General features: G+C 64.2%; 23 protein-coding genes and 1 pseudogene. 15 read left to right on the top strand and 9 right to left on the bottom strand.

Translation table 11 applies throughout. From position 1 onward, the window contains the following. The first annotated feature begins 15 nt into the window (after positions 1-15). The 3 genes from VNQ78_RS13170 to VNQ78_RS13160 all read left to right on the top strand — a co-directional run bounded on the left by VNQ78_RS13170 (position 16) and on the right by VNQ78_RS13160 (position 1,562). Positions 16-177 (top strand): SDR family oxidoreductase, encoded by a 162-nt coding sequence (locus VNQ78_RS13170; RefSeq protein WP_325690456.1) that lies wholly within the window; start codon positions 16-18, stop codon positions 175-177. 194 nt (positions 178-371) lie between these two features. After that, positions 372-731 carry a DUF1622 domain-containing protein gene (locus tag VNQ78_RS13165; protein ID WP_325690453.1) on the top strand — a complete coding sequence of 120 codons (360 nt, stop codon included), beginning with the start codon at positions 372-374 and terminating at the stop codon, positions 729-731. A 165-nt stretch (positions 732-896) separates the two neighbouring features. Beyond that, a complete protein-coding gene (locus VNQ78_RS13160) occupies positions 897-1,562 on the top strand; it encodes a TerC family protein (protein ID WP_325690451.1) in 666 nt (221 codons plus the stop codon). Between the two features lie 64 nt (positions 1,563-1,626). Here VNQ78_RS13160 and VNQ78_RS13155 read toward each other — a convergent pair whose 3' ends face one another. The 6 genes from VNQ78_RS13155 to VNQ78_RS13130 all read right to left on the bottom strand — a co-directional run bounded on the left by VNQ78_RS13155 (position 1,627) and on the right by VNQ78_RS13130 (position 8,887). Further along, positions 1,627-3,567, bottom strand: a complete 1,941-nt coding sequence (locus VNQ78_RS13155; RefSeq protein WP_325690449.1) for a hypothetical protein — start codon at positions 3,565-3,567, stop codon at positions 1,627-1,629. Positions 3,568-3,588: 21 nt separating this feature from the next. Further along, the gene (locus VNQ78_RS13150; protein WP_325690447.1) at positions 3,589-4,557 is read right to left on the bottom strand and encodes an ABC transporter permease; all 969 of its coding nucleotides are present in this window, start codon (positions 4,555-4,557) and stop codon (positions 3,589-3,591) included. Then, entirely contained in the window at positions 4,554-6,470 is a 1,917-nt protein-coding gene (locus VNQ78_RS13145) for a sugar ABC transporter ATP-binding protein (RefSeq protein WP_325690445.1), read from the bottom strand. The genes VNQ78_RS13150 and VNQ78_RS13145 overlap by 4 nt, the downstream gene beginning before the upstream one ends. A gap of 62 nt (positions 6,471-6,532) precedes the next feature. After that, positions 6,533-7,522 (bottom strand): substrate-binding domain-containing protein, encoded by a 990-nt coding sequence (locus tag VNQ78_RS13140; protein ID WP_325690443.1) that lies wholly within the window; start codon positions 7,520-7,522, stop codon positions 6,533-6,535. A gap of 99 nt (positions 7,523-7,621) precedes the next feature. Beyond that, positions 7,622-8,392: a FadR/GntR family transcriptional regulator gene (locus tag VNQ78_RS13135; RefSeq protein WP_325690441.1), complete on the bottom strand. Its 771-nt coding sequence runs from the start codon at positions 8,390-8,392 to the stop codon at positions 7,622-7,624. Between the two features lie 288 nt (positions 8,393-8,680). Continuing rightward, entirely contained in the window at positions 8,681-8,887 is a 207-nt protein-coding gene (locus VNQ78_RS13130) for a cold-shock protein (RefSeq protein ID WP_325690439.1), read from the bottom strand. A 431-nt stretch (positions 8,888-9,318) separates the two neighbouring features. On the opposite strand from VNQ78_RS13130, the gene VNQ78_RS13125 reads away from it, so the two are divergent. From VNQ78_RS13125 to VNQ78_RS13115, 3 genes are all read left to right on the top strand, one after another. Beyond that, positions 9,319-10,542, top strand: coding sequence for a GTP-binding protein (locus VNQ78_RS13125; protein WP_325690437.1), 1,224 nt, complete (start codon positions 9,319-9,321; stop codon positions 10,540-10,542). A gap of 79 nt (positions 10,543-10,621) precedes the next feature. Further along, complete coding sequence (locus VNQ78_RS13120) at positions 10,622-10,936, top strand: DUF6525 family protein (protein ID WP_325690435.1); 315 nt, start codon at positions 10,622-10,624, stop codon at positions 10,934-10,936. Continuing rightward, complete coding sequence (locus tag VNQ78_RS13115) at positions 10,861-11,523, top strand: DUF1826 domain-containing protein (RefSeq protein ID WP_325690433.1); 663 nt, start codon at positions 10,861-10,863, stop codon at positions 11,521-11,523. Before VNQ78_RS13120 ends, VNQ78_RS13115 begins: the two co-directional genes overlap by 76 nt. Before the next feature lie 134 nt (positions 11,524-11,657). Here VNQ78_RS13115 and VNQ78_RS13110 read toward each other — a convergent pair whose 3' ends face one another. Continuing rightward, the gene (locus VNQ78_RS13110) at positions 11,658-12,392 is read right to left on the bottom strand and encodes a glucose 1-dehydrogenase (protein WP_325690431.1); all 735 of its coding nucleotides are present in this window, start codon (positions 12,390-12,392) and stop codon (positions 11,658-11,660) included. A gap of 267 nt (positions 12,393-12,659) precedes the next feature. Between VNQ78_RS13110 and VNQ78_RS13105 the strand changes: the two genes are divergently transcribed. The 7 genes and pseudogenes from VNQ78_RS13105 (at position 12,660) to VNQ78_RS13075 (ending at position 18,776) form a co-directional block, all read left to right on the top strand. Continuing rightward, a complete protein-coding gene (locus VNQ78_RS13105) occupies positions 12,660-13,538 on the top strand; it encodes a branched-chain amino acid ABC transporter permease (protein ID WP_325690429.1) in 879 nt (292 codons plus the stop codon). Next, the gene (locus tag VNQ78_RS13100; protein WP_325690427.1) at positions 13,538-14,548 is read left to right on the top strand and encodes a branched-chain amino acid ABC transporter permease; all 1,011 of its coding nucleotides are present in this window, start codon (positions 13,538-13,540) and stop codon (positions 14,546-14,548) included. Before VNQ78_RS13105 ends, VNQ78_RS13100 begins: the two co-directional genes overlap by 1 nt. Next, a complete protein-coding gene (locus VNQ78_RS13095; protein ID WP_325690425.1) occupies positions 14,545-15,315 on the top strand; it encodes an ABC transporter ATP-binding protein in 771 nt (256 codons plus the stop codon). The genes VNQ78_RS13100 and VNQ78_RS13095 overlap by 4 nt, the downstream gene beginning before the upstream one ends. Beyond that, positions 15,308-16,012 carry an ABC transporter ATP-binding protein gene (locus tag VNQ78_RS13090; RefSeq protein ID WP_325690423.1) on the top strand — a complete coding sequence of 235 codons (705 nt, stop codon included), beginning with the start codon at positions 15,308-15,310 and terminating at the stop codon, positions 16,010-16,012. Before VNQ78_RS13095 ends, VNQ78_RS13090 begins: the two co-directional genes overlap by 8 nt. Further along, positions 15,963-16,883: pseudogene (locus tag VNQ78_RS13085) on the top strand (SDR family NAD(P)-dependent oxidoreductase). The gene VNQ78_RS13090 and the pseudogene VNQ78_RS13085 overlap by 50 nt, the downstream one beginning before the upstream one ends. Then, complete coding sequence (locus VNQ78_RS13080) at positions 16,880-17,413, top strand: VOC family protein (protein WP_325690421.1); 534 nt, start codon at positions 16,880-16,882, stop codon at positions 17,411-17,413. Before VNQ78_RS13085 ends, VNQ78_RS13080 begins: the two are co-directional and overlap by 4 nt. 109 nt (positions 17,414-17,522) lie before the next feature. Continuing rightward, entirely contained in the window at positions 17,523-18,776 is a 1,254-nt protein-coding gene (locus tag VNQ78_RS13075) for an ABC transporter substrate-binding protein (RefSeq protein ID WP_325690419.1), read from the top strand. Between the two features lie 96 nt (positions 18,777-18,872). On the opposite strand, the gene VNQ78_RS13070 is transcribed toward VNQ78_RS13075, so the two are convergent. Further along, positions 18,873-20,822, bottom strand: a complete 1,950-nt coding sequence (locus tag VNQ78_RS13070) for an FAD-dependent oxidoreductase (protein ID WP_325690417.1) — start codon at positions 20,820-20,822, stop codon at positions 18,873-18,875. 278 nt (positions 20,823-21,100) lie between these two features. Between VNQ78_RS13070 and VNQ78_RS13065 the strand changes: the two genes are divergently transcribed. After that, on the top strand, positions 21,101-22,366 hold the full coding sequence (locus VNQ78_RS13065) for a cytochrome P450 (protein ID WP_325690415.1): 1,266 nt from the start codon (positions 21,101-21,103) through the stop codon (positions 22,364-22,366). 421 nt (positions 22,367-22,787) lie between these two features. Here the strand turns inward: VNQ78_RS13065 and VNQ78_RS13060 are convergent, their stop codons facing one another. Beyond that, a complete protein-coding gene (locus tag VNQ78_RS13060) occupies positions 22,788-23,462 on the bottom strand; it encodes a GntR family transcriptional regulator (RefSeq protein ID WP_325690413.1) in 675 nt (224 codons plus the stop codon). Between the two features lie 355 nt (positions 23,463-23,817). Between VNQ78_RS13060 and VNQ78_RS13055 the strand changes: the two genes are divergently transcribed. Then, on the top strand, positions 23,818-24,054 hold a 237-nt coding region (locus VNQ78_RS13055; protein ID WP_325690411.1), incomplete at its 3' end, for a hypothetical protein.

Here is a 24,054-nt window from a genome sequence, read left to right as displayed (position 1 = left end):
GCCCGGCGCGAGGAGATGGTGCCGCTGCGCCGTATCGCCTCGCCCGACGACATGACCGGGGCGACGCTGTTTCTGGCTTCGCGCCATGCGTCCTATATCACCGGGCAAGAGATCGTGGTCGATGGCGGCCTCTCGCAATCGCTGATGGGGCTGGTGCCGCGCCCCGGCTATTCCTGAGCGGGGCGCGCGGGCCGGCAGCGGATGAATGTCCGGCCCGCGTTGCAAAAACACTCGCGGATGCGAGGGAAATGGTGTTGGGTGAAATCCCCGACACCATTTTTCTTTCGGCATTTCCACCCCGGCGGCGAAGGCATGGCCGCCAACGAGACCTCAGCCCCGACCCTCGCTTCGCATCGGACAGGAGATCGCGCATGATCGAAGCCGCCGCAGACGTGATCGACATGGCCGCCTTCGTCATCCTCGTCCTGGGCGTCGTCCTCTCGACCGTCATGTCGGCACGATCCTTCTCGCAGGCCGAGGGAGACTGGATGGAGCGGCTGACCGGCCCGGCCATGACGACCTTCCGGCTGACGCTGGGGCGCTCCATGCTCACCGGTCTCGAGGTGCTGATCGTTTCGGACATCCTGCACTCGATCGTCCACCGGACGCTGAGCGAGGTCGGCATCCTGACGGTGATCGTCGTCATACGCGTGGCCATGGCCTATTTCCTCGATCTCGAACTGGCCCGGATCGAAGGGCAACTGACGTCGAAGGAGAGCCGCCGCCCCTGACTGGCTGAGCGGGAGGGCATCGGCTTAAAGACGACAGGCAGACTCGACTACAGCAATCAGGGCGGTAAAAGGGCGGGGTTTGAACGGTAGCCGCAACCCTCGATTCCCTCTGGCGAGTCGTCTGCCTTTGCGACATGCCTCAACCCAACAAGACTGAGGGGGACAATGGAAATTTTTACAGCGGAAGGGCTGAGCGCCCTGCTGGCCGTTATCGGGATCGATCTGGTCCTGGCTGGTGACAACGCGATCGTCATCGGCTTGGCAGCGGCGGGCTTGCCCAAGGACCAACGCAGCCGCGCCATCCTGATCGGCATCATCGCAGCGACCGTGCTGCGCATCATCTTCGCGGCGATCGCCTCGCAACTGCTTCAGATCGTTGGGCTTCTGCTGGCGGGCGGTATCCTGCTGCTTTGGGTCTGCTGGAAGATGTGGCGCGAATTGCGCACCAGTGCGGCCGAGCATCATGCCGCCGAGGAAGCATTGACCGATCAGGACTTGAACCAGGACGGGACGATTGCAGGCGGCGCCCCGCGCAAGACCCTGAAGCAGGCCGTGATGCAGATCGTCGTGGCCGACGTCTCGATGAGCCTCGACAACGTGCTGGCGGTGGCCGGTGCCGCGCGCGAGCATATGACGGTCCTCGTGATCGGGCTGGTGCTGTCGGTCGCGATGATGGGCCTTGCCGCAAGCTTCATCGCAAGGCTGCTGAACCGCCATCGCTGGATCGCCTATGTCGGTCTGGCCGTCATCTTCTATGTCGCGCTGAAGATGATCTGGGAGGGGGCGCATCAGGTCGAACCCCTGATCCATCAGGCCTTCTTCTCGGGCTGACCTGCGCCCTCATATGTCGCGCGCCTGTCCGAGACCGGGCAGGCGCATCCTTCTGGCGGTCCGGTCAGAAACTCCCGCGGAGGCGCATCAGCGCATAGGGGCCAAGTTCTGCCTCTGCCCCGGCCGGAGACACCAGCGCATCCATGAAATCGCCGCGCGAGGCCGCCTGCCGGAAGCTTTCCGCGTCCAGCGTGGCGACACCCGTGACCCCTTCGGGCAGACGCAAGGGCAGGGCGCGTCCGGTCAGGTTCGCCAGCCAGATCTCGCCCCCATCCTCTCCATCCACGGCAATGCCTGTGACGCGGTCCGGGTCCGAGATTTCCAGCAGCCTGAGCGGGCGGCCTCGCAGTCGCGCCAGCCCGCGCAGCGGATGGTAAAGCGGATAGACGCCGCCATTTTCATCATACCACGGTTGAGGAAATGCGGCTGGCGCATGGACCGCGCCAAAGGCGCCGACCGGGGCGTCAAGGGCAATGGCCTCGGCCCCGCCAAGGGCGAAATTCGCGAAGTAACCAAGCGTCCAGGCCGCGCCAAGCAATCCACGCTGGCGCGGGTCGTTGAAGTTCATCGCCTGCCGGATGTTCAGGGGGTTGTCCTTGGGCTCGGCCCCATAGGGATTGGCGCGCATCCCGATCGCCGAGGGACCGACCGCGAAGGGCAGGGGCCGGGCAATCTCCGCCGCGCTTCGGGCAATGTCCGGCAACGCCTGCAGCGTCTCGATCACCGAGCGGTCATCCCCGGCATGGACCATGGCCGAGGTCGTGAAGCTGGCCAGATCGAGGCTGCCGACCGGCGGTCGCTTGCGGTTGAACTCGGTGAAATAGCTGATCATGCCGCCGCAGATCCTCGCGCCCGGGAATGCCCTGCGGGCGGCATCGGCGATGGCTGCGGCATCGGGTGCGGGCGGCCAGACGCTTCCCGGCAGGGTGCATTTCAGATCCGGCGCGGGCGAGAGCAGCACGCTGCGGAACGGCTGCCCCAGCGCCGCTACGACCTGACCGAGGGCCGCGATCTCGGCCTCGAAACCCTCGACGGTCTCGATGATCGCCTCCAGCCATGGCTCGGCTTCCATCATCAGGGCGACGCTCAGTTGCTGGCGCAGGCTCTCGCCGTCATGGCCGCGCCGGGGGTCGTGATGACAGATCAGATGCGCGGGCCGAAGCTCCTTCAGCGGGCCGGACAGCTCCAGCGCAGCGGCGGCGTCATCGGGGTCGAGGCCAATGCCAAGCGCCGGAACGCGGCCCGCTGCCGCACCCACCGCGACACGGACCGCCGCGCCCTCGCTCGCGCCGCTTTCGCCGCCCTCGACGCTGACGGTGATGCGCTGCTCGACCGCCTCGGCCGCCCGCAGGATATAGGGCCAGGGCCGGGCCAGCGGCCGCACATAGGTCTTGTAGGAGGCGTCGGTCCAGTTCCGCTGATCCTCCATCTCATAGGCGTCGCCCTCCATCAGGCAGGTCACGCGATGGCCCTGCGGCGAGACATGCGCCAGCATGCGCAGGTCCATCATCGGTTGAACCGGGTCGATCAGGCGGGGAAAGCTGCCCTCCTCGATGCGGCCATCTGTATGGGTGATCGTCACCGGACTGCCCGCGATGCCGGCGATCGGGTGCAGGATCACGAAGCCGGTGCGATTGGTCAGGAAATCGCTTTCGGCCGCGCCGGTCGCGTGAAAGATCAGCGTGCCGTCGCTGCGCCCCTCGATCCGGGCGCGATAGGCATAGGCCTGCGCCTCGTCGGCGGTGCGGGCGCCATAGCTGACGGTGAAGCTCTCCGGTCCTTCGGCAATCTCCAGATCCGAGATCTCGGGATTGTAGGTGCCCCAGTCCTTGTCCCGCACGATATAGGAGACGGCGCGCAGCACCTCGGCCCCGCGATAGCGGATATAGCGCAGGTTTCCGGCCTCCAGCTCGGCGCTGAGGGGACCGGCGCGCAGCAGGCGGGGCGGCGCGACCGGCTCATCGGTGCCGAAAAGACGGATGGCGAGGCTGGGTTCGTCGGTCATGTTGGTTCCTTTTTTCCCCGATCAGCGCGAGGCGCGCCAGTTGAAAAGCCGTTCCGCCAGCAAAGCGAGAATGATGATCGAGCCGATGGCCGAGCCCTGCCAGAAGGGCGAGACGCCAAGCAGGTTCAGCCCGTTACGGATCATCACCATGATCAGCACCCCGATCAGCGTCCCGATGATCGAACCGCGCCCGCCGGCGAGGCTGGCGCCGCCGATCACCACTGCGGCAATGGCGTCCAGTTCCATCTGGTTGCCGGCCAGCGGGTCGGCCGACAGGATCTGCGCGATCGAGAAGGTGATCGCGACCGCCGCCAGCGCGCCCGAGATGACATAGGGCAGGATCGAATAGGCCATCACGTTCAGTCCCGCGGCCCGCGCCGCCTCGCGGTTCGAGCCGACGGCATAGATGGTGCGCCCGCCCTTGGTATAGGTCAGGTAGCCCCATGCCGCGAGGTAGAGGAGCAGGAGGAAGATGACATTCGCCGGAATGCCCAGAACGGTCGTGTAGACGATGCCGGAGAGCGCATCGGGAATGCCCGAGATCGCCGTCTGCCCCGAGAAGATATAGGCAAGGCTGCGCGCGATGGCCATCATCCCCAGCGTGACGACGAAGGGCGCGAGGCCGAAGAACGCGACCAGAACCCCCGAGAGGAGACCGATGAACGCGCCGGACGCGACAGCGACAAGGATGGCGACCGGGATGGGCAGCTCCTGCAAGGCGAGGCCCAGCACGATCCCCGTCAGCCCCGCGACCGAGCCGACCGACAGGTCGATCCCCCCGGTCAGGATCACGAAGGTCATGCCGACGGCGACAATGCCGATCACCACCGACTGGTCGAGGATGTTGAAGATGTTGTTCTCGGTCAGGAAATAGGGCGAGAGCAGCGAAAGCCCCACGGCGATCAGCAGGGCAAGGCCCAGCATCCTGACCTCGAGGCTGCGGGTCAGGCGCCTGACCCCCGAGGGGCGGTTCACGCTTGCGTCGCTCATGCGGCGTCTCCCTGTGCGTGGGTGTCGGTTTGCCAGTCGCGGGCGAGGGCGCGGATCCGGTCGGCGGAGGGCAGCGGCCGCCCATCGGCGGCGGTCAGGCCGACCCAGCCCAGATCGTGACCGCGCGCGTTCCGCAATGCGACCATCATGGACCTGAGGCCGCTTTCAGGCTCGGTCACGACGCCCTCGCTACGTGCCGCCAATGCGGCGGGGATGCCGGTTTCGCCGTGTTCGCGCGCCTCGCCCGCGCGCAGATCGAGCGCGGGTGCCCCCACTGCCGCCGCAGCACCGAGGCAGATCAGCGACCGATCCTCCAGCAACGCCCACCACGCGAAGGCGTCGTATTCCTGCGCCAGCGCCTCGAGCAGGGCGCGATTGCGCCGGGTCGAGGTGCGGGGCGCGGCGAGCAGCGTCAGCTTTTCCTCGGTCAGGATCGCGGTCGGCAGATCGGCGATGGTCATGCCGTCGCTCATCACCACGACGCGTTCGGTCACGCCCAGCAATTCCTCGAAATCCGAGGAGATGACGACGACGCCCACGCCCTGATCGGCAATGTCGCGCAGGATGCGATAGATGGCGCTGCGGGTGCCGATGTCGACGCCCTTGGTCGGCTCGTCGAGGATCAGCACCTCGGGGTCGATCAGCAGCCAGCGGGCGATGATGACCTTTTGCTGCATCCCGCCCGAGAAGGTCAGCAGGCTTGCATCCATGCGGTCGGTCGGCAGGCCCAACTGTGACAGCAATTCGGCCACGCGCCCCTGCCTCTGCCGATAGCCGAGGCCGAAGCCGCGATGTCGTCCCAGATGCGCGAGCATCAGGTTCTCGCGCACGTTGAGGTCCGGCACGATATTCTGCGCACGGCGATCCTCGGCCACGAAGCCGATGCCGTTGCGGATGGCGTCGATGGGGCGACGGATCGCGATTTCCCTGCCGTTGAGGCGAATGGTGCCGCCGTCGCGCGGGCGCATGGCGAAGATCGCCTCCATCGCCTCGGACCGGCCCGCGCCGATCAGCCCGCCAATCCCGAGGATCTCGCCCTTGCGGAGGGTGAAGCTGACATCGCGCACCAAGGGCCGGGCCGAGAGGTTCTCGACCTCCAGCACCGGCGCGCCTGCCGTCACGGCGCGGTCGAGGCCGGGGGTCGCATAGATCGCGCCCAGTTCCCGCCCGACCATGTGGCGGATGATGTCGGCTTGCGTCAGGCTCGCGGTCCCGAGGCTGGCCGCGACCGTCCGCCCCTCGCGCAGGATGGTCACGCGGTCGGTGATCGAGAACACCTCCTCCAGCCGGTGCGAGACGAAGATCAGCGCATGGCCCGCATCGCGCAGCCGTCCGATGATTTCGAACAGGAGCTCAACCTCGGCGGGCGAGAGCGAGGCGGTGGGCTCGTCAAAGATCATCAGGTCGGCGTTCAGGGCCAGCGCCTTCGCGATCTCGACCAGTTGGCGTTGCGCGGCCGAGAGGCTTCGCACCTCGCGGTCGAGCGGCAGCGCATGATCGCGCCCCAGCCGGGCGAGGATCGCGGTGGCCCGACGCCGCATGTCCGGGAATGACAGCCTCCCGGAGCGGCCCAACTCGGGCAGGAAGATGTTTTCCAGAACGGAGAGGTCGGGGGCGAGGCTGGTTTCCTGAGCGACCAGCGCAATGCCGCAATCCAGCGCCTCGCGGGTCGAGCGCGGAGAGAGGGTCTTACCCCGATATTCCAACGCGCCGCTGTCCCGCGCGACATGGCCGCTGATGATGCGCGACAGGGTGGACTTGCCCGCGCCATTCGCGCCAAGCAGGCCATGGACCTCGCCCCGGCGCACCTCGAGGCTGGCATCGGACAGGGCCTGCGTGCTGCCAAAGCGCTTCGACACGCTTCGCGCGACCAGCGCAGGCGGGGTATCCTCCGGTAGGGCCGGGTTCGTCATCGGCAAAGGCTCCGTCGCATCGCCCGGCGCCGGCAGGACCGACGCCGGGACGGAAGTGCTGCTCAGTTCTTGGCCAACTCGCCGGCGAAGACCGTCTCGGTGATCGTGGGCAGCATTTCCTCGATATTCTTGTCCGTCACCACCACGATCGGAACAAGAATCTCCTTCTTGGGCGTACCGCCCTTCAGATGCTCGAAAAGGGCCTTGGCGGATTCCTCGCCCATCAGATGCGGCTGCTGCATCCCCGAGGCGACGATCTCGCCCGATTGCAGCAGGGGCACGAATTCGGGAATGCCGTCAAAGGCCGCGACCAGAACCTCGCCCTGACGACGGGCGGCCTTGATCGCGCGCAAGGCGCCGATTGCGGGCTGGTCGGTCTGGACGAACAGCCCCCGCATGTTCGGGTTCGCGGTCAGCATGTCCTGCGTGAACTTGAAGGTCTCGTCCGCCGTATAGGACTGCATCTGCTGGAGGCCCGCGTCCCCTGTCACGCCGCCTTCGGCCATGGCGTCCTTGAACCCCTTGGTGCGCGCCTGACCGTTCAGCCGGGCCTGACTGATCGACACGATCCCGACCGAACCGTCCTGCCAGCCCTTTTCCTTCAGCGCCGCGGCAAGCGCCTTGCCGGTGCCATTCGCGCCTTCATAATTGTCCGAGATGATGAACGAGACATAGTCCCCACTATTCGTCCCGATATCGGCGATAACGACCGGAATTTTCGACTTTTCTGCCAGCGAGAGCACGCTGGGCGCGGTTGAACTGTCAGTGGGCGACAGCACGATCCCTGCCACGCCCCGCGCGATGGCATCCTGTGCGTTCTTCAATTGCTGCTGGGCGTCGTTGTGCGAATCCAGCGCCTGAAAGCCGTATCCTTCGGCCCTCGCCACCTTCTCGACGCCCTTGGACAGATAGCGCCAGAAGGGCAGGTCAAGGCCGGGGGTCAGGTAGACCACCTCCTTGTTCTGCGCCGCCGCGGGCATGGGCGCCCCGAACCCGGCCAATGCCGAGATCGCGGCGACTGCAGCCAGAACGAAATTCCGTCTCTTCAACATCTCATCCTCCCCAAAACGCGGCTCCTTTCTCCCTCGGAGCCGGAACTCGGCCGCTCCACCGGCCTTGGCATTGGCTGCGCCCCTTCGGCCGCAGCCTGATCAGGATCCGCCCTTGCCGCCGGCGGCGCCATCGCGCGCGGCCAGCAGCAGGCGGGTGGTGTTGTAGATCCGCTCCTCATGCCGGGCAAAGGCGGCCCGGGCCCGCGCGGAATCCCGCGCCTCCAGCGCGGCGAGGATCTCCTCGTGATCCGCGACGCTTTCGGCGATGGCGCCGGAACGCGAGACGGCGCGGCGGCGATGGTCGATGATATGGGCGTAGAGATCGGCGACGACATCGGCCAGCAGCTCGTTGCCGCAGGCGCGATAGATCGTCAGGTGAAATTCGCGATCGGCGATCAGGAAGCGCAGCGGGTCATCAATGCAGTCCTTCTGCAAGGTCAGTGACCGCTGCAGCGAGGCCAGAGCCTCGTCCGTGATATGCCGTGCCGCCTCGCCCACGACATGCTGTTCGATCAGCAGGCGCGCGGAGTGGACTTCGTCAATGTCATAGCGGTTGACGTCGATCTGCCGGACCATACCGGGGGCAAGATCGGCGATCTCGGCCTTGACCACCCGCGTCCGGCTTCCCTGGCTGACGGCAAGGATGCCGCGCGCGGCAAGCGTCTGGATGGCGACCCGCACCGTCTCGCGGCTGACCGAGAGAGCCGAGGCCAGATCGCGCTCGCTCGGAAGCTCGTCCCCCGGCGCAAGCAGGCCCGAGGCGATCAGCGCCGCGATCTTCTCGGCAATCTGGTCCTTGATCGTAAGCCGGCGCATGTCGCGGCCGAACCGGCTGGCGTCGTGCAAAAGGAGCTTTTGAACATCGCGCACCGCAACCCGTCCCCTTTGCCGGACAGATTGACAACTGGCCCGGTTATCAGACCAGTTGTAGCGTGACCGCGCACGGGGCTGTCAATATCAATCTTGCGGTCAGGGCTGACCGGAAAGCAGCAGCGGGAAATGGTTGCCGGGACCGGGTGGCGGATCTTGGCCGCGCCGTCCGGGCGGGATTGCCGCCACGCCCTGCAAGGGGGCGGCAATCGGAAACGTCCGGTCCGGCCGGTTGCGGATCGGGATGCTTGCACCCCTGTCCGCAGGCCCCGCCGGACCGCTGGACGTTCAGGCCAGTTTGATATCGACGGCCGAGGTCTTGCCGTTGCGGCCGGTTTCCAGCTCGAACGAAACCTTCTGACCATCGGCAAGCCCGTCAAGGCCGGCGCGCTGGACGGCAGTGATGTGGACGAAAACGTCCCCGCTGCCGGTGCTGGGCTGGATGAAGCCGTAGCCCTTGTCGCTGTTGAACCATTTTACAGTGCCGGTAGCCATGTCGTCTCCTGAGGGTGTGCCGGAAATATTCTCCGCCAACCCGCTTGCACTACTTCGTCCCGGCACCACAATAGATAAACGCAGGAATGACCATATTGGTGACCTCTCGCGGGGTTTTGAAGCAACATTTGCGCGGGATCACGCGCGGCGGCCCGTCGGGGCGTGTCGCAAAATTGCGCGGGAAAGGCTTCTGACGAACGGAAGCGGTGCCTTTGCGATAGGGATTATCGCCGTCCTGCGCCACCTATCCCCGATTCGCATAGGTCTTTCCCGACCGGATTTTCGCGAATGGCCCATTCCGTCGATTGTGTGACGGTCAGGAAGTTTTTCGCGACGGCGGCTTTCGTGAGAGCGGTCGGCGGATGGCCCTTGCATCCGTTCGAAGGGTTTTCTATGAATGTAATGAGATAACATTACATGAATTGCGAGCCATGCCAGATCCAAGCCAACCCGGCGACCAGCGCCTTCCCGTCACGGTTCTTTCGGGCTTCCTCGGGGCCGGAAAGACGACCCTCCTGAACCATATCCTGAACAATCGCGACGGACGGCGGGTCGCGGTCATCGTCAATGACATGTCTGAAGTGAATATCGACGCAGATCTGGTCCGAGGCGGCGCTGAGCTGTCCCGCGCCGAGGAGAAGCTTGTCGAGATGACGAATGGCTGCATCTGCTGCACCCTCCGCGACGACCTCTTGGCCGAGGTCGGCAGGCTCGCCGCCGAGGGGCGCTTCGATTACCTGCTGATCGAGTCGACGGGCATCGCTGAGCCCCTGCCGGTCGCCGCAACCTTCGATTTTCGGGATGCCGAGGGATATAGCCTGTCGGATGTCGCGCGGCTCGACACGATGGTGACGGTGGTGGATGCGGCGAACCTGACCCGTGATTTCTCGAGCCATGACTTCATCGCCGATCGCGGCGAGAGCCTGGGCGAGGCGGACAGCCGCACGCTGGTCGATCTGCTGACCGACCAGATGGAATTCGCGGATGTGATCGTCCTGAACAAGGTGACGGAGGCCGGGCCCAAACGCCTTCAGCAGGCGCGCCAGATCGTTCGCGCGCTGAACCCCGACGCCCGGTTGATCGAAACCGATTTCGGTCGCGTCGATGCCGCCGGGATCTTTGATACCGGCCTGTTCGATTTCGACCGCGCCCATCTACACCCGATGTGGGCGAGGGAGCTTTATGGCTTTGCCGAGCATGTTCCCGAAACCGAGGAATATGGCATCTCTTCCTTTGTCTACCGGGCGCGCAGGCCATTTCACCCGGAGAAGATCCATCGGGTCCTGAACGGCAATTTGCCGGGCGTGATCCGGGCCAAGGGGCATCTGTGGATCGCGTCGCGGCCGGATTGGGCGGTCGAATTCAGCCTTGCCGGCGCGATCTCGACCGTGACCCCGCTGGGCAGCTGGTGGGCGTCGGTCCCGAAAGATCGCTGGCCCAGCCACCCGGATGCGCTGGCCGAGATGGAACGGCACTGGGCCGAGCCCTGGGGGGACCGGCGGCAGGAACTGGTCTTCATCGGCGCGGACATGGATGCCGCGGCAATCACGGCGGCACTGGATGCCGCGCTGGTCGAGGCGACCGGGTTCACGCCCCATCTCTGGCGGAACCTGCCCGATCCCTTTCCCCGATGGGGCAACCGCAGCATCGCCTGACGCCTGCGCGACCCGCAAGATATGGAGCGTCACCTGCCGCAGGGGCGACCCGAAACGTGAGTGTGACAACGAGGAGGAGATGATCCTGGCCCGACGCAACCTCTCAACCTCTCTCAGATGCCGGGGCGCGCTGCGGCCCATGGATCGTTACGACCGGTTGCCGCCCGAGTTGCGCCGCTGGGTCTCGACCGCCGCGCTGCCCTGGAGCGCGAAATCGGTCCTGCGTCTCTGGTCGCGCCTGTATCGCGAGACCGGGGGCGACAGCGGCGACATGATCCGCCACATGGATCTGGCCGAGCAACGGATGCTCAGGCGCGAATGGCGCCGGGTCTGGGGCAAGGACTACAGCGATCAGGCGGCGACCACCGCCTCACCTTCGCTGTGTCAGGCGTGATGGGCAGGTTTCGCTTTGCTACCGCGGTAAAAAGCGGTCCCGATCCGCGGATTCTGCGGAGCATTGCGATGGAGGGCGTGTCGCTTGCCCTATGGGACCGCAAGGTTCCCGACGCGCTGGAGAATTGGCTGGCATCGCTCGCGATCGACGAATTGCCGCAATTCGAGGGCCGGGTTGCAAGCGGGCAGGTGGTGGAGCGCGTGCGATCCATCAATCCGGCGACTTCTCATCACCAAGGCGACGCCCTCGCGCAGGAATTGGCCAGACTTGCGGGGATTGCGTCGGAGATACTGGCAAGTCCGCTTCTCGACATTCGCCTTGGCGGGGAGAGCCCGGACCGGGGATCCGAATGGCGGCTGGATGCGAGAGCCGGACGGCTGCGCTGCACCCTGCTCGGCTCAGGCGTCGAATACGGTCCGATGGCGTCAGGCGTTGCACCCGGCCCCATCCATCAGATGCCATGCGGCGCGGTCGGGATTTTCCGGGGAGTGTTCTGGCCGGGACCGGAGCTGCCAGCGATCCTGCATCGGATGCCACGGCAGACGGGGCAGGGTGCCAGCCTGACCCTCACCATCAGCCCGGTCTGATCGGGCTTCTACACGATCTGCAACTCGTCAACCGCGTAGACGGCGCTCGCCGTCGTTTCCATGTCCAGGGCAATCCTCAGCACCGCATTCTCCGCGCGGCCCTGCGTCACGACGAGGTTCGGGGACGCAGGCGGTCAAAGAATCGTCCCGCCGTCCACAACCATTTCCGCGCCGGTGACGAATGCCGATTCATCAGACGCGAGAAACAGGGCCATCGCCGCGATTTCTTCGGCCTCTCCCAGCCGGCCGAGCGGGGCTTGCGAACGCAAGGCGGCCAAGAACGCCTCCGGGTCGCTGGTCTGTCGGGCGGTCTTCTCCAGCATGACCGTGTGGATCGCGCCCGGATGCAGGGCATTGCAGCGAATATTATAGCCCTTGGCGGCATAGTGCAGCGCCGATGACTTGCTCAGCATCGTCACCGCTGCCTTGACCGAGGTATAGCCCGCCAGATGCGGCCGCGGTCGCAATCCGGCGATCGACGATACGTTGATGATCGAGCCGCCGGTCCGCCGCATCAGCGGCACGACATGCTTGCAACCCAGAAAGACGCTGATCAGGTCGACGTCGATCAGTTCGCGGAAGGTCTCGAGCGAAAGATCCTCGACCGAGCCGACCCGCGTGATGCCGGCGCTGTTCACGAGGATATCGAGCTGCCCCGCCTCTGCCTCGATACGGGCAAAAGCGTCAATCCAGGCGGGTTCCTCGACAGCATCGAACCCGAGCGCGCTGGCATTCTTCCCGAGATCCTCGGCGACCCTGAGGGCGCCTTCAAGGTCGATATCGGCGAGGTAGACGCGGGCCCCCTCGGCGACAAAGCGCCGCGCAATAGCCTCTCCGAGCCCGCTGGCCGCTCCGGTGACGAGTGCCACCTTTCCGGCAATCCTGCCTGTTCCGGGGGATTGTGGCATAGGTCGACCACCTCGCGTTCGAGCCATATCATATATTTGATATTGCGTTTCAAATCATACGCTAGGCGATATAAGTATACTTATATATGAAATATTGCATCTATAAAGTACATTTTTGCATATTGATTTTTCCAGATCTTGCGATGAGGATGCCGGTGATCCGGGCATCGCCGCGCGAGGGCCGGTCCACATAGTCGTGCGATCTGGAAGGGGAGGTCCAATCAACCGATGTCCATGCAGGATATCTTCGCCCTCGTGAACGGGCTGACCGTTGCCATGTCGATCTTCCTGGTGGCCGCAGGACTGACGCTGGTCTTCGGGGTTCTGCGCATGCTGAACTTTGCGCATGGCGGCTTCTTCATGATCGGGGCCTATCTGACCTTCACTTTCGTTCAGCGGTTGGGCTCGGGGCTGACGCAGTTCCTGCTTGCCAGCCTTGCAGCTGGGATCGTGGTCGGTGTCATCGGGGTGATCTGCGACCGGCTGATCCTGAAACGGCTGCGGCATCTCGACGAATCCTACATGCTGATCGGCACCTTCGGGTTGCTGCTGGTCTGCACCGGTGCGGTGAAGCTTGTCTGGGGCATCGACTATTACAGCGTTTCGCCCCCGCCGGAGGTCTCGGGCATCCTGCGCTTCGGTCAGGTCATGGTCCCGAAATACTCCCTCTTCATCATCGTCATGGGGCTTGTGGTCTTCTTCGCGCTCGAATTTGCCATTCATCGCCTCTGGATCGGTAAGATCGTGCAGGCGGTTGCCAATGACGGCTGGATGACCGGGCTGCTGGGCCTGAACGTGCCGCTGCTTTTCACCGGCGTCGTCGTGGTGGCCTTTGCACTGGCGGGATTTGCGGGCGGGTTGCTGCTGCCCAATCAGAGCCTCTCGCCCGAACTGGGCCACGCCTATACGCTCAATGCGTTCATCGCCGTCATCATCGGTGGGCTCGGGAACATCCGGGGGGCGCTGCTCGCCTCGCTGATCCTCGGGATCACCGAGAGCATGAGCGCGTATATCGTGCCCGCGATGCCCGGCATTGCCATCTACCTTGCCATGATCGCGATCCTGCTGGTCCGTCCGAACGGCCTGCTGCACCGGGGAGTTTCGTGATGGCCGCTGCGCGTCTTTCCGTCGCGATCTGGGCTCTTGCCGGTCTTGTCGTGCTGACCTCGGTGCCGCTCTGGGCCAACCCCGGATGGACCTATGTGGCCGGGCTCATCCTGGTCGAGGGGCTGTTTTGCCTCTCCTGGAACCTGCTCTTCGGCTTTTCCGGCATCGCGACCTTTGGTCATGCGGCGTTCTTCGCGCTCGGCGCCTATCTGGTCGGCTGGGGGTTGAAAGGCGGGGCGCCCTTTCTCCTGCTGCTGGGAGGAGCCGCGCTGCTGGGTGCTATCGCCTCGGCTCTGGTCGGTTTCGTCGCGCTGCGGCGGATGTCGGGGCTGCATCTGGCGGTTCTGACCCTCGCGCTGAGCGAGGTGCTGTTCATCGTCACCGGAAATATCCATGCGCTCGGCGGGGTCGACGGCATGGGCAGCATCCCGCGTCCGGTGATCCACCTCGGGTTGGTCGAGGTCAGCCTGCGCGACAGCCGGGCATATTTCTGGTTCCTGCTGCTGATCTGCGCGGCCCTCGCTTTCGCGATGTGGTGGTTGGTGCATAGCCGCTTCGGCCGGGTCTTGCGCTGCATCAAGCAGGATGCCGAACGGGCCGCCTTCATCGGCGTGAACGTCGCACGCTATCGGCTGGCAGCCTTCGTGGTTGCGGGGGCGATTGCCGCCGTTGCCGGTGGCCTCAGCGCCCCCTGGACGCAGATCGTGACGCCCGCTGCAGGACACTGGGTCCATTCGATCCAGGCGGTGCTGAACTCGCTCCTCGGCGGGGTGGGCTTCTTCTGGGGTCCGCTGCTGGGCACGGCGATCTTTGCCGGGATCGACCTTCTTACCCGCACCTTCGCCGGCCTTTCCGAGATCGTGGTGGGGGGCATCCTGCTGATGATCGTGCTGGCCTTCCCCGGCGGGGTGCTGGGCTTTCTGGCGGCGCAGCGGTCGCGCAGGCAACAAAGAAACGCTGCGCGCGCTGGCGTTCCGGCCTCGATGGTCGCAAAGGAGCCTGCGGAATGAGCGTGGTCCTTGAAGTCCGAGACTTGCGCAAGTCCTATGGCGCCATGCCGATCCTGAAGGGGATCGACTTCGACCTCGTCCGCGGGGGCGCGCTGGCTCTGATCGGTCCCAACGGCGCGGGCAAGACCACGCTGTTCAAGGTTCTGACCGGAGAGACACCCGCGACCAGCGGCAGCGTCAGCTATGCGGGGGAAGAGATCGTGAAGCTCTCGGCCTTCCGCAGGGTCAGGAAGGGAATAGGACGCACCTTCCAGGTCGCGCGTGTATTCCTCGAAATGTCGGCCTTGGAAAACGTGATCGTCGCGATCGAGCGGCGGATGCGGATGGCGGGCCAGCCACTCGGCCGGTGGTATGATTTCCGCCCCAGTCCGCAGATCCGCCGCGAGGCCATGGTCCGGCTGGCCGAGGTCGGCCTCGACCGGCAATGCGCGATGGAGGCCCGCTTCCTCTCCCACGGAGACAAGAAGCGTCTGGAACTGGCGATATCGCTCGCGCTGGAACCCGAGGTGCTGATGCTGGACGAGCCGACCGCGGGCATGTCGCCATCCGATCGTCAGGACACGGTGAAGCTTCTCAAGCGGCTGAAGGCCGAGCGTGGTTTCACCATGATGATGACGGAACACGATATGGACGTGGTCTTTGGGTTGGCCGACTCGGCGATGGTCCTGAACTACGGCGAGATCATCGCCAGAGGCTCGCTGGAGGCGGTGCGGGACGATCCGATGGTGCGCGAAGTCTATCTTGGCCACGAGGCGCATGATGCTTGAAATCGACAACATCGACGCCTTCTATGGCGACAGCCACATCCTGCACCGCTTCAGCCTTTCGGTCGGCGCGGGCCGGCGTGTTGCCGTCCTCGGGCGCAATGGCGCGGGCAAGTCCACGCTGCTCAAGAGCATCATGAACGCCGATCCGCGGGTGAACGGGAAGATCACCTTCGACGGCAAGGAACTCGGCCTCTCGCCCAATCACGTCCGCGCGCGGATGGGGCTGTGCCTCGTGCCTGAGGACCGGCGGCTGTTCTCGCATCTCACGGTGGCCGAGAACCTGATGCTGGCCCGCTACGCGCTGCCGCGCGGGGCGAAGGCTCTGGACGCGCGGGAGGTGCTGGCCCGGTTTCCCATGCTGGTGCCGTTGGCGGACCGGTTCGGGGACCAGCTTTCGGGCGGGCAACAACAGCTTGTCGCGGTCGCGCGCGCGCTGATGGCGCGGCCCCGGCTGATGCTTCTGGACGAGCCGACCGAGGGGCTGGCCCCGATCATCGTGCAGCAGCTTGCACGGGACGTGGTGACGGCCTGCGAAACGGAAGGCATCGCCCTGCTGCTCTGCGAACAAAACATCTGGTTCGCCCGCCAATGCACCGAGGAGGTGGCCGTGATCGACAGCGGCTCGCTGGTCTTTGCCGGCGACTGGGATGAATTCGACGCGAAGCCCGAGATCAAGAACAGATATCTCGCGATGTAACCGGATCTCGGCCCCGCTGCGGCAGGGCGCGGATGCAAGGGGAGTTTCCATGAACCGCAGTTTGCAGGACAGGGTGGCGATCGTGACCGGGGCCGGAAACGGCATCGGCGCGGCCACCGCGCGACGGTTTGCGCGCGACGGTGCCAAGATGGTGATCGTCGATATTGACGAGACCGCCGGTCGGAAGATCGTCGAGGAGCTGGGCGCCGACAAGGCCTTGTTCATCCGCTGCGACATCGGCGATGCCGAGGCCGTCGAGGCGATGGCGGGGCAGGCGATCAAGACCTTCGGGCGGGTCGATATTCTGGTGAACAATGCGGCGGTCTTTCGCGGCATGGGCGTGGAGACCCCCGATCTTCCGCTGGAGGCATGGGATCACGCTATCCGCATCATCCTGACCGGCACCTTCCTGTGCTGTCGCGCGGTCCTGCCGCAGATGCGTCGTCAGGGCGGCGGCGCGATCGTCAATGTCGCCTCGGTTTCCGGGCTGGGCGGCGACAGCGGGTTCAGCGCCTATAACGCGGCCAAGGCAGCGGTCGTGAACTATACCCGCACGCTGGCCATCGACCATGGCAAGGACGGCGTGCGGGTGAACGCGGTCTGTCCCGGCCCCGTTGTCACCAGCCGGTCGATGATCACGACGCCCGAGGTTTAGGACGTGTTCATGCCCCGAATTCCCCTGCGCCGCTACGGCAATCCCACGGATATCGCCAATGTCATCGCCTTTCTCGCAAGCGAGGATTCCTCGTGGATGACGGGAACGGCCATTCCCGTCGATGGCGGGATCACCGCCCATAACGGCCAGCCCGACCTTGTGCCCTTCATGCGCAAGAGCGCGGCCCACGAACTTCCGGCGCGGGAAACGGCATGAGCAGAGTTTTCGATGATATTCGGCAGGTCGGATACGTGACCCCCGATCTGGAACGCTCGGTGGATTTCTTCCTGAAAAAGGCGGGGATCGGGCCGTGGTTCATTGCCGAGCGGGTGCCCGTCGAAACCTGCACGTTTCACGGCAAGCCGCTGCAACTGGAAATGTCGATCGCGCTGGCCAATAGCGGGAATGTGCAGATCGAGCTCATCCAGCAGACCAGCGAGCAACCTTCGATCTATACCGAATGGCTGGACCTGCATCCGGGCGGAGACGTGCCGCATCACTACTCGTCCTGGTCGGACCGCTATGACGAGGTTTACAGGACCGCGACCGGCCTCGGGTTCGAGGCGGTTCAGGAAGGCCGTTCGGGCTATGGCCCCTTCGTGTATTTCCAGATGCCCGGCAGGCCCGGCTTCACCTATGAGGTGACGGAATTCTCGGCGCCCCGGCGGCGGATGTTTACGGGAATTGCACAAGCCGCCGTGGGCTGGGACGGAACGGACCCGATCCGCTACGGCTGGCCAAGCTGAGCTGAAGCCCCGTGCGGAACGGGCCGGGCCTGTTTTGCGAAACTGACAAGAACACCATTCCGCAGGATCCCACCGGCGTGAGATCTGCGCCATCAGGGAGGAATACGCCATGACACTCATCCGCCGCCGCGCATTGCTGAAGGGGGCCGCCGCATCGTCCGCGCTGGCGATGCTTCCCCTGACGGGCCGCGCCCAAGGCGAAGCCATTCGCATCGGCTTTATCGGTCCGCTCAGCGGTGCGCAGCAGATCGTCGGAACCCCGATGCGCTTCGGGGCCGAGGTCGCCGTCCAGCAGATCAACGCCGCGGGGGGCGTGGGCGGCAGGATGATCGAACTGGTCGTGCGCGACGACAAGGGGGATCCGGCGCAATCCGTCGCGGCGGCGCGGGAACTGGCCGGGAACGGCATCAACCTGCTGGTCGGCGTGCCGCTGACCGCGACCGCGCTCGCTGTGAATGGCATCCTCGAAAGCATCGACGCGGTTCTGATGGGCTCGGGCTCGGGCGAGGAGACGCTGACCCATGATCAGTTCAGCGGCTATTATTTCCCGACGGTGCCCAACAACTTCTCGCGCAGCTCGGCACATGCCCGGCTGATCGCGGAACGCTACCCGGACGTGACCGCCTGGACCTCGATCTACCCGGACGTCACAGTCGGCCATTCCTCGTGGGAGCGCATGTCGCACGGGTTGAAGAAACACTATGCCGCCCTTGGCAAGGAGATCGAGTTCCTCGATCCCGTCACCCCGAAATATGGCGCGACGGATTTCAAGACGCAGATCGTCCAGTTGATGGGATCACCCGCGACAGGGCTGCATAACGTGCTTTTCGGCAGCGATGGTGTCACCTTCTTCAAACAGGCCAAGGAATTCGGCCTCGATCAGAAGCTGTCCTGCATTTCCGAACAATCACTCGACGTGGACCTGCCCAAGACCCTGAAAGGGGCGATGCCCCTCAATACCTGGTCGGTCGCGTTCTGGCACCCGGATGCGTTTCCAGAATCGGCGGCATCGAAGGCGCTCTATGACGCCTATGTCGCCAAGACAGGCGACAAGTTCCCGCATGGTTTCAACGCGACCGCGAACACGGGCATTCTGGCCTATGCCGCGACATTGAACGCGAATGGCGGCGACACGGGCACCAAGGCCGTGATCGCGGCGCTCAAGACCGTCAGCTTCGATGCCCCGACCGGAATGACCCGCTTCCGTCCCGAGGATCATCAGATCCTTACGCATTGCGCCGCATTCAATGCGGTTCCCGATGCGGAAAGCAGCGAGGGCTGGAAAGTCGAGGGCGTGACCAAGCTGAGCATCGATGAGCTGGTGAACCCGCCGGCACCGGGCCAGCCCTTCGTCATGTCCTGAGCAGAGCAACCCAGAGGTCAGAAACGAAGCCGCCCGCAATCTCAGGATTGCGGGCGGTATTCTGTCTTGCCGGATCAAGCCCGATGGGGCCTGCGTTTACAGGGCCTCGATGCACTCTGCGGCGCTGTGCAGCGCGCTCATCAAATCGTTGCGGCCCGAGACATTGCCAACGACGCGCACCGGCCTTCCCTGCGCCTCCAAATGCTCGACCAGGTCGCGGTTCGGCTGGTTGAAGCCCACGATGACGACCGTATCGGCCGGAATCGAACGCAGGCGGTCGGTGAAGAGCACGCCGATATCCACCGCTTCCCCGGTGATCTTCAGGATGTGATGGCCACCGACGAAGTCGAAGTCCTTCGACATCAGCCGCTCGCGGGCCGCGCCCACCGTCACGGGCGGGAAGGGCAGCGTCTCGCCGATCTTCTCGAACCGGCTGACGAGAGTGACGTGAAATCCCTGATCAAGCAGGGTGTCGGCCACGGAAATCGCCTCATAGGTGCCGGTATCGTCATAGACCACCGCCCGCTTGCCCGAGGCCACCGGGCGGCCGGCGCCCAACACGTCCCAGCTGTCATAGACATGCGGCAGATCATGCCCCCGGATCGGTTCGGTCGGCACAGTGACTTGGAAATCCCTACGCGGCGTGCCGCCCGTCGCCAACAGCACCTCGTCGGGCTGCGCCGCCGCGATCACCTGTTCGTCCACCAGCGAATTGAGGTGGATGTCGACTCCGAGAATTTCCAACTCGCTGATCTGCCAGTCGACGATCAGGCCGACATCCGCCCGGTGCGGGGCCTTGGCCGCCAGCCGGATCTGGCCGCCGAGCCGTGCGCCGGCTTCGTGCAATTCGACATTGTGACCACGGAGCGCGGCCAGTCTGGCGGCCTCCAGCCCGGCGGGACCGCCGCCGACGACCAGGATTTTCTTGCTTGCGGCGGCCGGGGTGGCCTCGTCCGCGATTTGCGTTTCCTTGGCGGCGGCGCGGTTGACCACGCAGGTCAGCACGCCCTTGCTCATATACTGGCCGACGCAGCCGATATTCGTGCTGATGCAGGGGCGGATGCGATGTTCCTCGCGGCGACGCGCCTTGTTCACGAGGTCGGGGTCGGCAATCAGGGCGCGGACCATCGACACCATGTCGCCTTGCCCCTCGCGCACGATGGCGCTCGCATGATCCAGCGTCATGATCCGCCCCGTCACCATGGTCGGCGTCTTCAGCGAGGCGGTGACGATATTGTTCGCCGGCATCTCGGTGCCTAGCGGATCGTCGGTCGGTGCCATGAAGCGGTGGAACCGCCAATAGGAGCTCATGTGCAGGCCGATGTAATCCACCTTGCCGTCAAGCGACCGCGCGATGGCGGCGTTTTCCTCCGGTCCCAGTCCCGAGGGCACGAAGTCGTCATTCGGGATTCGCACGCCCATGGCGATGTCATTCCCCACCTCGGCGCGTACGGCGGCGATGATCTCGTCCAGAAGCCGCATCCGGTTCTCGAACGAGCCGCCATATTCATCGTCGCGCGTATTCAGCGCCGGAGACAGAAACTCGTGGATGAGATAGCCGGACGAGGCGTGAAGCTCGATCCCGTCCAGCCCGCCATCGCGGCACCGCCGCGCTGCCGAAGCGAAATCGCCCACCAGATCGTGGATCATGGTGCGGGTCATCTTCATGGGCGTGATGTTGAAGACCGGGTTCGGCACCTCGCCCACGCTGTAAAGCGTGGAGAGGTTGGACGTCACCCGGCCCGAGGCGCCACGATGGTAAAGTTGCAGGAACACCTTCATGCCATGGCGGTGCATACGGCTTGACAAGGTTTCGTAGAAGGGCAGCACATCGTCGCTGAAAGCGGGAATGTGGCTTGGTTCCGACGCGCTGACGCTGGTGGCCTGCAGCACGGACATGCCCACGCCGCCCCGCGCGCGCGCCTCGTGATAGGCAATCAACTCGTCACCCCCCAAAGCGACGCTATGGGCAGAGCGCACGATCCGGTTGGGAATTTCGACGGGCCCGATTTTCAGCGGCTCGAAAAGATTATCATACAGGGCCATATCAGTTCCTATCGACCTCCCCGGTTGATGATGGCGCGGGAAACCTGCTTCCCGCCTGGCTCGCATCAGCGGGCGATGAGCCCTCGCCAGTAGGCGAGACGCTGAGCGCTGCATGGCGAAAATATTCGGCGCTGCTCACCTTGTCCACATAAAATGATGTATAAATATATTTTAAGTTGCCATAAACTGTTGACATACGGAGTTTATGTATAAGACCATCGGCGCAGGCGGTGCTTTCCAAAGCGCCGACGCATCGCAACTTGACGGGTGGTCCTACAGTGCACATCAAGCAGCCGCAGTCGCTCAGCAATATCAGCCTTCTCGACCCTGCCACGCAGAGCGATCCTTTCGCGGCCTATGAGGTGATCCAGGAATATCCGGGCATTTACCAGATGCCGGAAACCGGGTTCTTCGTGGTCACCCGCTATGCGGACCTGCGCGCCGTCCTGAACGATCCCAAGACCTTCTCCAACCAGGTCGATCGCGGGGCGTTGCAAGGGCCGGAAAATGCGGCCTTCCTGCATGACTATCTTGATGAACATGGCTGGCCGCATATCCCTACGCTTCAGCGGGTCGATGCTCCGTCGCATACCCGTTACCGCAAGCTGCTCGATCGCGTCTTTACCGTGGCCACGGTGCGCGCGCTTACGCCCCATATCGAGGCGGTTGCGCATTCGCTGATCGACCGCTTCGCCGATAAAGGCGAGTGCGAGTTCATCGAGGAATATGCGGTCCAGCTGCCCGGGATCATCCTTGCCGAGCAGATGGGTCTCGACGCAAGCGACGTGACCACGTTTCGCAAATGGGCAGACGCGATGCTCGCACCCGCATCAAGGGTGATGACCAAGGACGAGCTGCGCGCCAATGCAGACGTAGAGCTGGAGGCGCAGCACTTCCTCAAGGGCGTTTTCGAGGATCGCAGGAAAGAGCCTCGGGACGACCTCATCTCGCGGTTGGTGCATTCGCATCAGGGCGACGAGGAGCCCCTGACCATGGCGGAATTGCAGTCGATCATGAGCCAGCTGATCGGCGGCGGATTCGAGTCGACGACGACAACGCTGGGTCATGCAATGCGCCAGCTGATCCTCAATCCCGATCAGGAGGCTGCGCTGCGCGAAGACGAAAACCTCATCCGCGGTTTCGTTGATGAGGTAGTCCGCTATGAAAGCCCGACGCAGGGGTTGCGCCGCCGCGCCACGCGGGATGTCGAGCTTGCTGGCACGCTGATCCCCGAAGGCTCGGTCGTGATCGTGCGCTATGGCGCGGCAAACCGCGACGCCAAGGTCTTCGAGTGTCCGCATGCGTTTGACATGACGCGCAAGAACTCCGCCCAGAACCTCGCCTTTGGCGCGGGGCCGCATTTCTGTATCGGAGCCATCCTTGCCAAGACCGAAATCCGCGAAGGCATCCTCGCGATGCTGCGCCGCTTCAGCACGTTCCGGTTGCAGCGCCCGCTGGTCGAACCGATCCACCAGTCCAATTTCCTGACCCTGCCGCTGCGCGAGCTTCCAATCGCTTTCGAGAGAAAGCAGGACGCGGCATAAGCCGCGACGGGGCCTCCCGGCGGGGTTTTCAGGCTGTGGCCGCATGAGCTGATGGGTCTGGGGGTCGCCTCCGGCTCATCGGCGCAGTCTGCGTGAAGGCGGTTTTGCGCGAATGGTTCAGGCTCCCGAGCGAATGTAGCTCTGCGTCGTGGAAACGACCGTGGTGATCACGGGGGGGGGCGATCTGCGCCGGTCTCGGTTCTGAACCCGTGCGGCGGCCCATCCGTGATAGCTGTTGGACCGTTCGGCCCATGATCGGTGCCATCAGACAGGGTGCAACTAACAATCCCGCACCATTCGGAAATCTGCTCGGTAAGCCCGAACAGCCTTCTGGCAGCCATGACTTTGGGCGGGGGAGGTCGGACGCAAGCTTCCGGGCTTGCCGCCGCGACCTCTCCTTCCGCGCCCGGAGGGCCTTGGTTCAGCTTGCCTTGACCCTGTTCTCGTTCATGGCAATGTAATCTGCCAGGATCTCGCCTTGCACTTTCGTGTGCTTGCGGAATTGCTCGGCGGCCTGCTCGCTGTCCTGCGCGAGAATGGCGTCGAGGATGGTGCGATGATCCTCCAGATTGGACTGCGACTGGCCCGGATATCCCAACTGAAAGCGCCGATAGGGCACAAGCTTGCTGCCCAGCCGATTGGTCATGTCGACCAGATCCTTGTTATGGGTGCCATCGATGATCCTCAGGTGGAACTGGCGGCTCAGCGTATAGTAGCTGTCCTGATCGCCCTGGGTAAAAGCGCGCTCGGCTTCCTCATGCAGATCCTTCAGCGCCGTGCGTTCGGCCGCGGTCATCCGGCGGGCCGAGAGTTTCGCGCAGATGGCTTCCAGTTCGGACATGATCTCGAACAGCCGGATCAGGTCCGAAACGTCCGTCATGACCACAACGGCGCCTTGTCGCGGGCGTTTTTCGACCAGGCCGCTCTCGATGAGCTGCAGGATCGCCTCTCGCACGGGTGTCCGTGACACCTCGAAGCGGCGGGCCAGATCTTCCTCGTCAAGTGAGCTTCCGGGGGCGATCGCACCAGAAAATATGTCCTGCTCAAGGGCGAGCCGAACCTTTTCGGAATGGGTCATCCCGGCTGACCTTGCCATGCCTCTCTCCTTTTTCTGTTCGCCTGTCTGATGTCGATTTTCATACATCAAATTCCGCAAGTTGTATGCGAGAACTCATGTTCATTGTATTCCAAGGCCAAGTCTGGTCGCAACTATATTGATAACACTGCCGCCGAAAGGCTCGAATCCGAGCGGCGATATCCGAAGATCCGTGGGAAATTTATCGCAACCTGCGCTCTGACCGCGACCTGCATGCGTTGTGGCGGGACGTTCTCTGGTCGCAGCTGCGCGATTTGAGGCCGGCGGTGGGTGAATATGTGAGTATTTTTATTGCTTTTAAATATATACTACTTTCGCATGATGACCTGCAGGAGCCGTCGTTCCTGCCATTTTCTTGCGCCAGCAGTTCAAACGACAGTTCGGCCATGCGACGCCGATCGCGGCGTTCAGCAGGTTTCGGATCGCCGCGTCATTCTGTTTCGTTTTATGGTTTTTAGATTTTTCTGACGAGGACGCGTCGGGCGCGGATTCGGACTTCGACTTTTGGGAGGTCTGTGCAGATTGCGGAGAGGGCTTTGCCGGTTGTGCAGTCGAAGCGGGCGCCGTGTCTGGGGCAGATGAGGATGTTGCC

Source organism: Paracoccus sp. (in: a-proteobacteria), assembly GCF_035556475.1.
Lineage (GTDB): Bacteria > Pseudomonadota > Alphaproteobacteria > Rhodobacterales > Rhodobacteraceae > Paracoccus.
The sequence above is the reverse complement of the archived record's forward strand: the minus strand, read 5'-3'. Positions and strand labels throughout refer to the sequence as shown.

Bases quoted from the DNA above. Each gene is read 5' to 3' on its own strand.
- VNQ78_RS13170 (WP_325690456.1), top strand. From the start codon at position 16: ATGGTGCCGCTGCGCCGTATCGCCTCGCCCGACGACATGACCGGGGCG.
- VNQ78_RS13165 (WP_325690453.1), top strand. From the start codon at position 372: ATGATCGAAGCCGCCGCAGACGTGATCGACATGGCCGCCTTCGTCATC.
- VNQ78_RS13160 (WP_325690451.1), top strand. From the start codon at position 897: ATGGAAATTTTTACAGCGGAAGGGCTGAGCGCCCTGCTGGCCGTTATC.
- VNQ78_RS13155 (WP_325690449.1), bottom strand. From the start codon at position 3,567: ATGACCGACGAACCCAGCCTCGCCATCCGTCTTTTCGGCACCGATGAG.
- VNQ78_RS13150 (WP_325690447.1), bottom strand. From the start codon at position 4,557: ATGAGCGACGCAAGCGTGAACCGCCCCTCGGGGGTCAGGCGCCTGACC.
- VNQ78_RS13145 (WP_325690445.1), bottom strand. From the start codon at position 6,470: ATGACGAACCCGGCCCTACCGGAGGATACCCCGCCTGCGCTGGTCGCG.
- VNQ78_RS13140 (WP_325690443.1), bottom strand. From the start codon at position 7,522: ATGTTGAAGAGACGGAATTTCGTTCTGGCTGCAGTCGCCGCGATCTCG.
- VNQ78_RS13130 (WP_325690439.1), bottom strand. From the start codon at position 8,887: ATGGCTACCGGCACTGTAAAATGGTTCAACAGCGACAAGGGCTACGGC.
- VNQ78_RS13125 (WP_325690437.1), top strand. From the start codon at position 9,319: ATGCCAGATCCAAGCCAACCCGGCGACCAGCGCCTTCCCGTCACGGTT.
- VNQ78_RS13120 (WP_325690435.1), top strand. From the start codon at position 10,622: ATGATCCTGGCCCGACGCAACCTCTCAACCTCTCTCAGATGCCGGGGC.
- VNQ78_RS13115 (WP_325690433.1), top strand. From the start codon at position 10,861: ATGGCGCCGGGTCTGGGGCAAGGACTACAGCGATCAGGCGGCGACCAC.
- VNQ78_RS13105 (WP_325690429.1), top strand. From the start codon at position 12,660: ATGTCCATGCAGGATATCTTCGCCCTCGTGAACGGGCTGACCGTTGCC.
- VNQ78_RS13100 (WP_325690427.1), top strand. From the start codon at position 13,538: ATGGCCGCTGCGCGTCTTTCCGTCGCGATCTGGGCTCTTGCCGGTCTT.
- VNQ78_RS13095 (WP_325690425.1), top strand. From the start codon at position 14,545: ATGAGCGTGGTCCTTGAAGTCCGAGACTTGCGCAAGTCCTATGGCGCC.
- VNQ78_RS13090 (WP_325690423.1), top strand. From the start codon at position 15,308: ATGCTTGAAATCGACAACATCGACGCCTTCTATGGCGACAGCCACATC.
- VNQ78_RS13080 (WP_325690421.1), top strand. From the start codon at position 16,880: ATGAGCAGAGTTTTCGATGATATTCGGCAGGTCGGATACGTGACCCCC.
- VNQ78_RS13075 (WP_325690419.1), top strand. From the start codon at position 17,523: ATGACACTCATCCGCCGCCGCGCATTGCTGAAGGGGGCCGCCGCATCG.
- VNQ78_RS13070 (WP_325690417.1), bottom strand. From the start codon at position 20,822: ATGGCCCTGTATGATAATCTTTTCGAGCCGCTGAAAATCGGGCCCGTC.
- VNQ78_RS13060 (WP_325690413.1), bottom strand. From the start codon at position 23,462: ATGGCAAGGTCAGCCGGGATGACCCATTCCGAAAAGGTTCGGCTCGCC.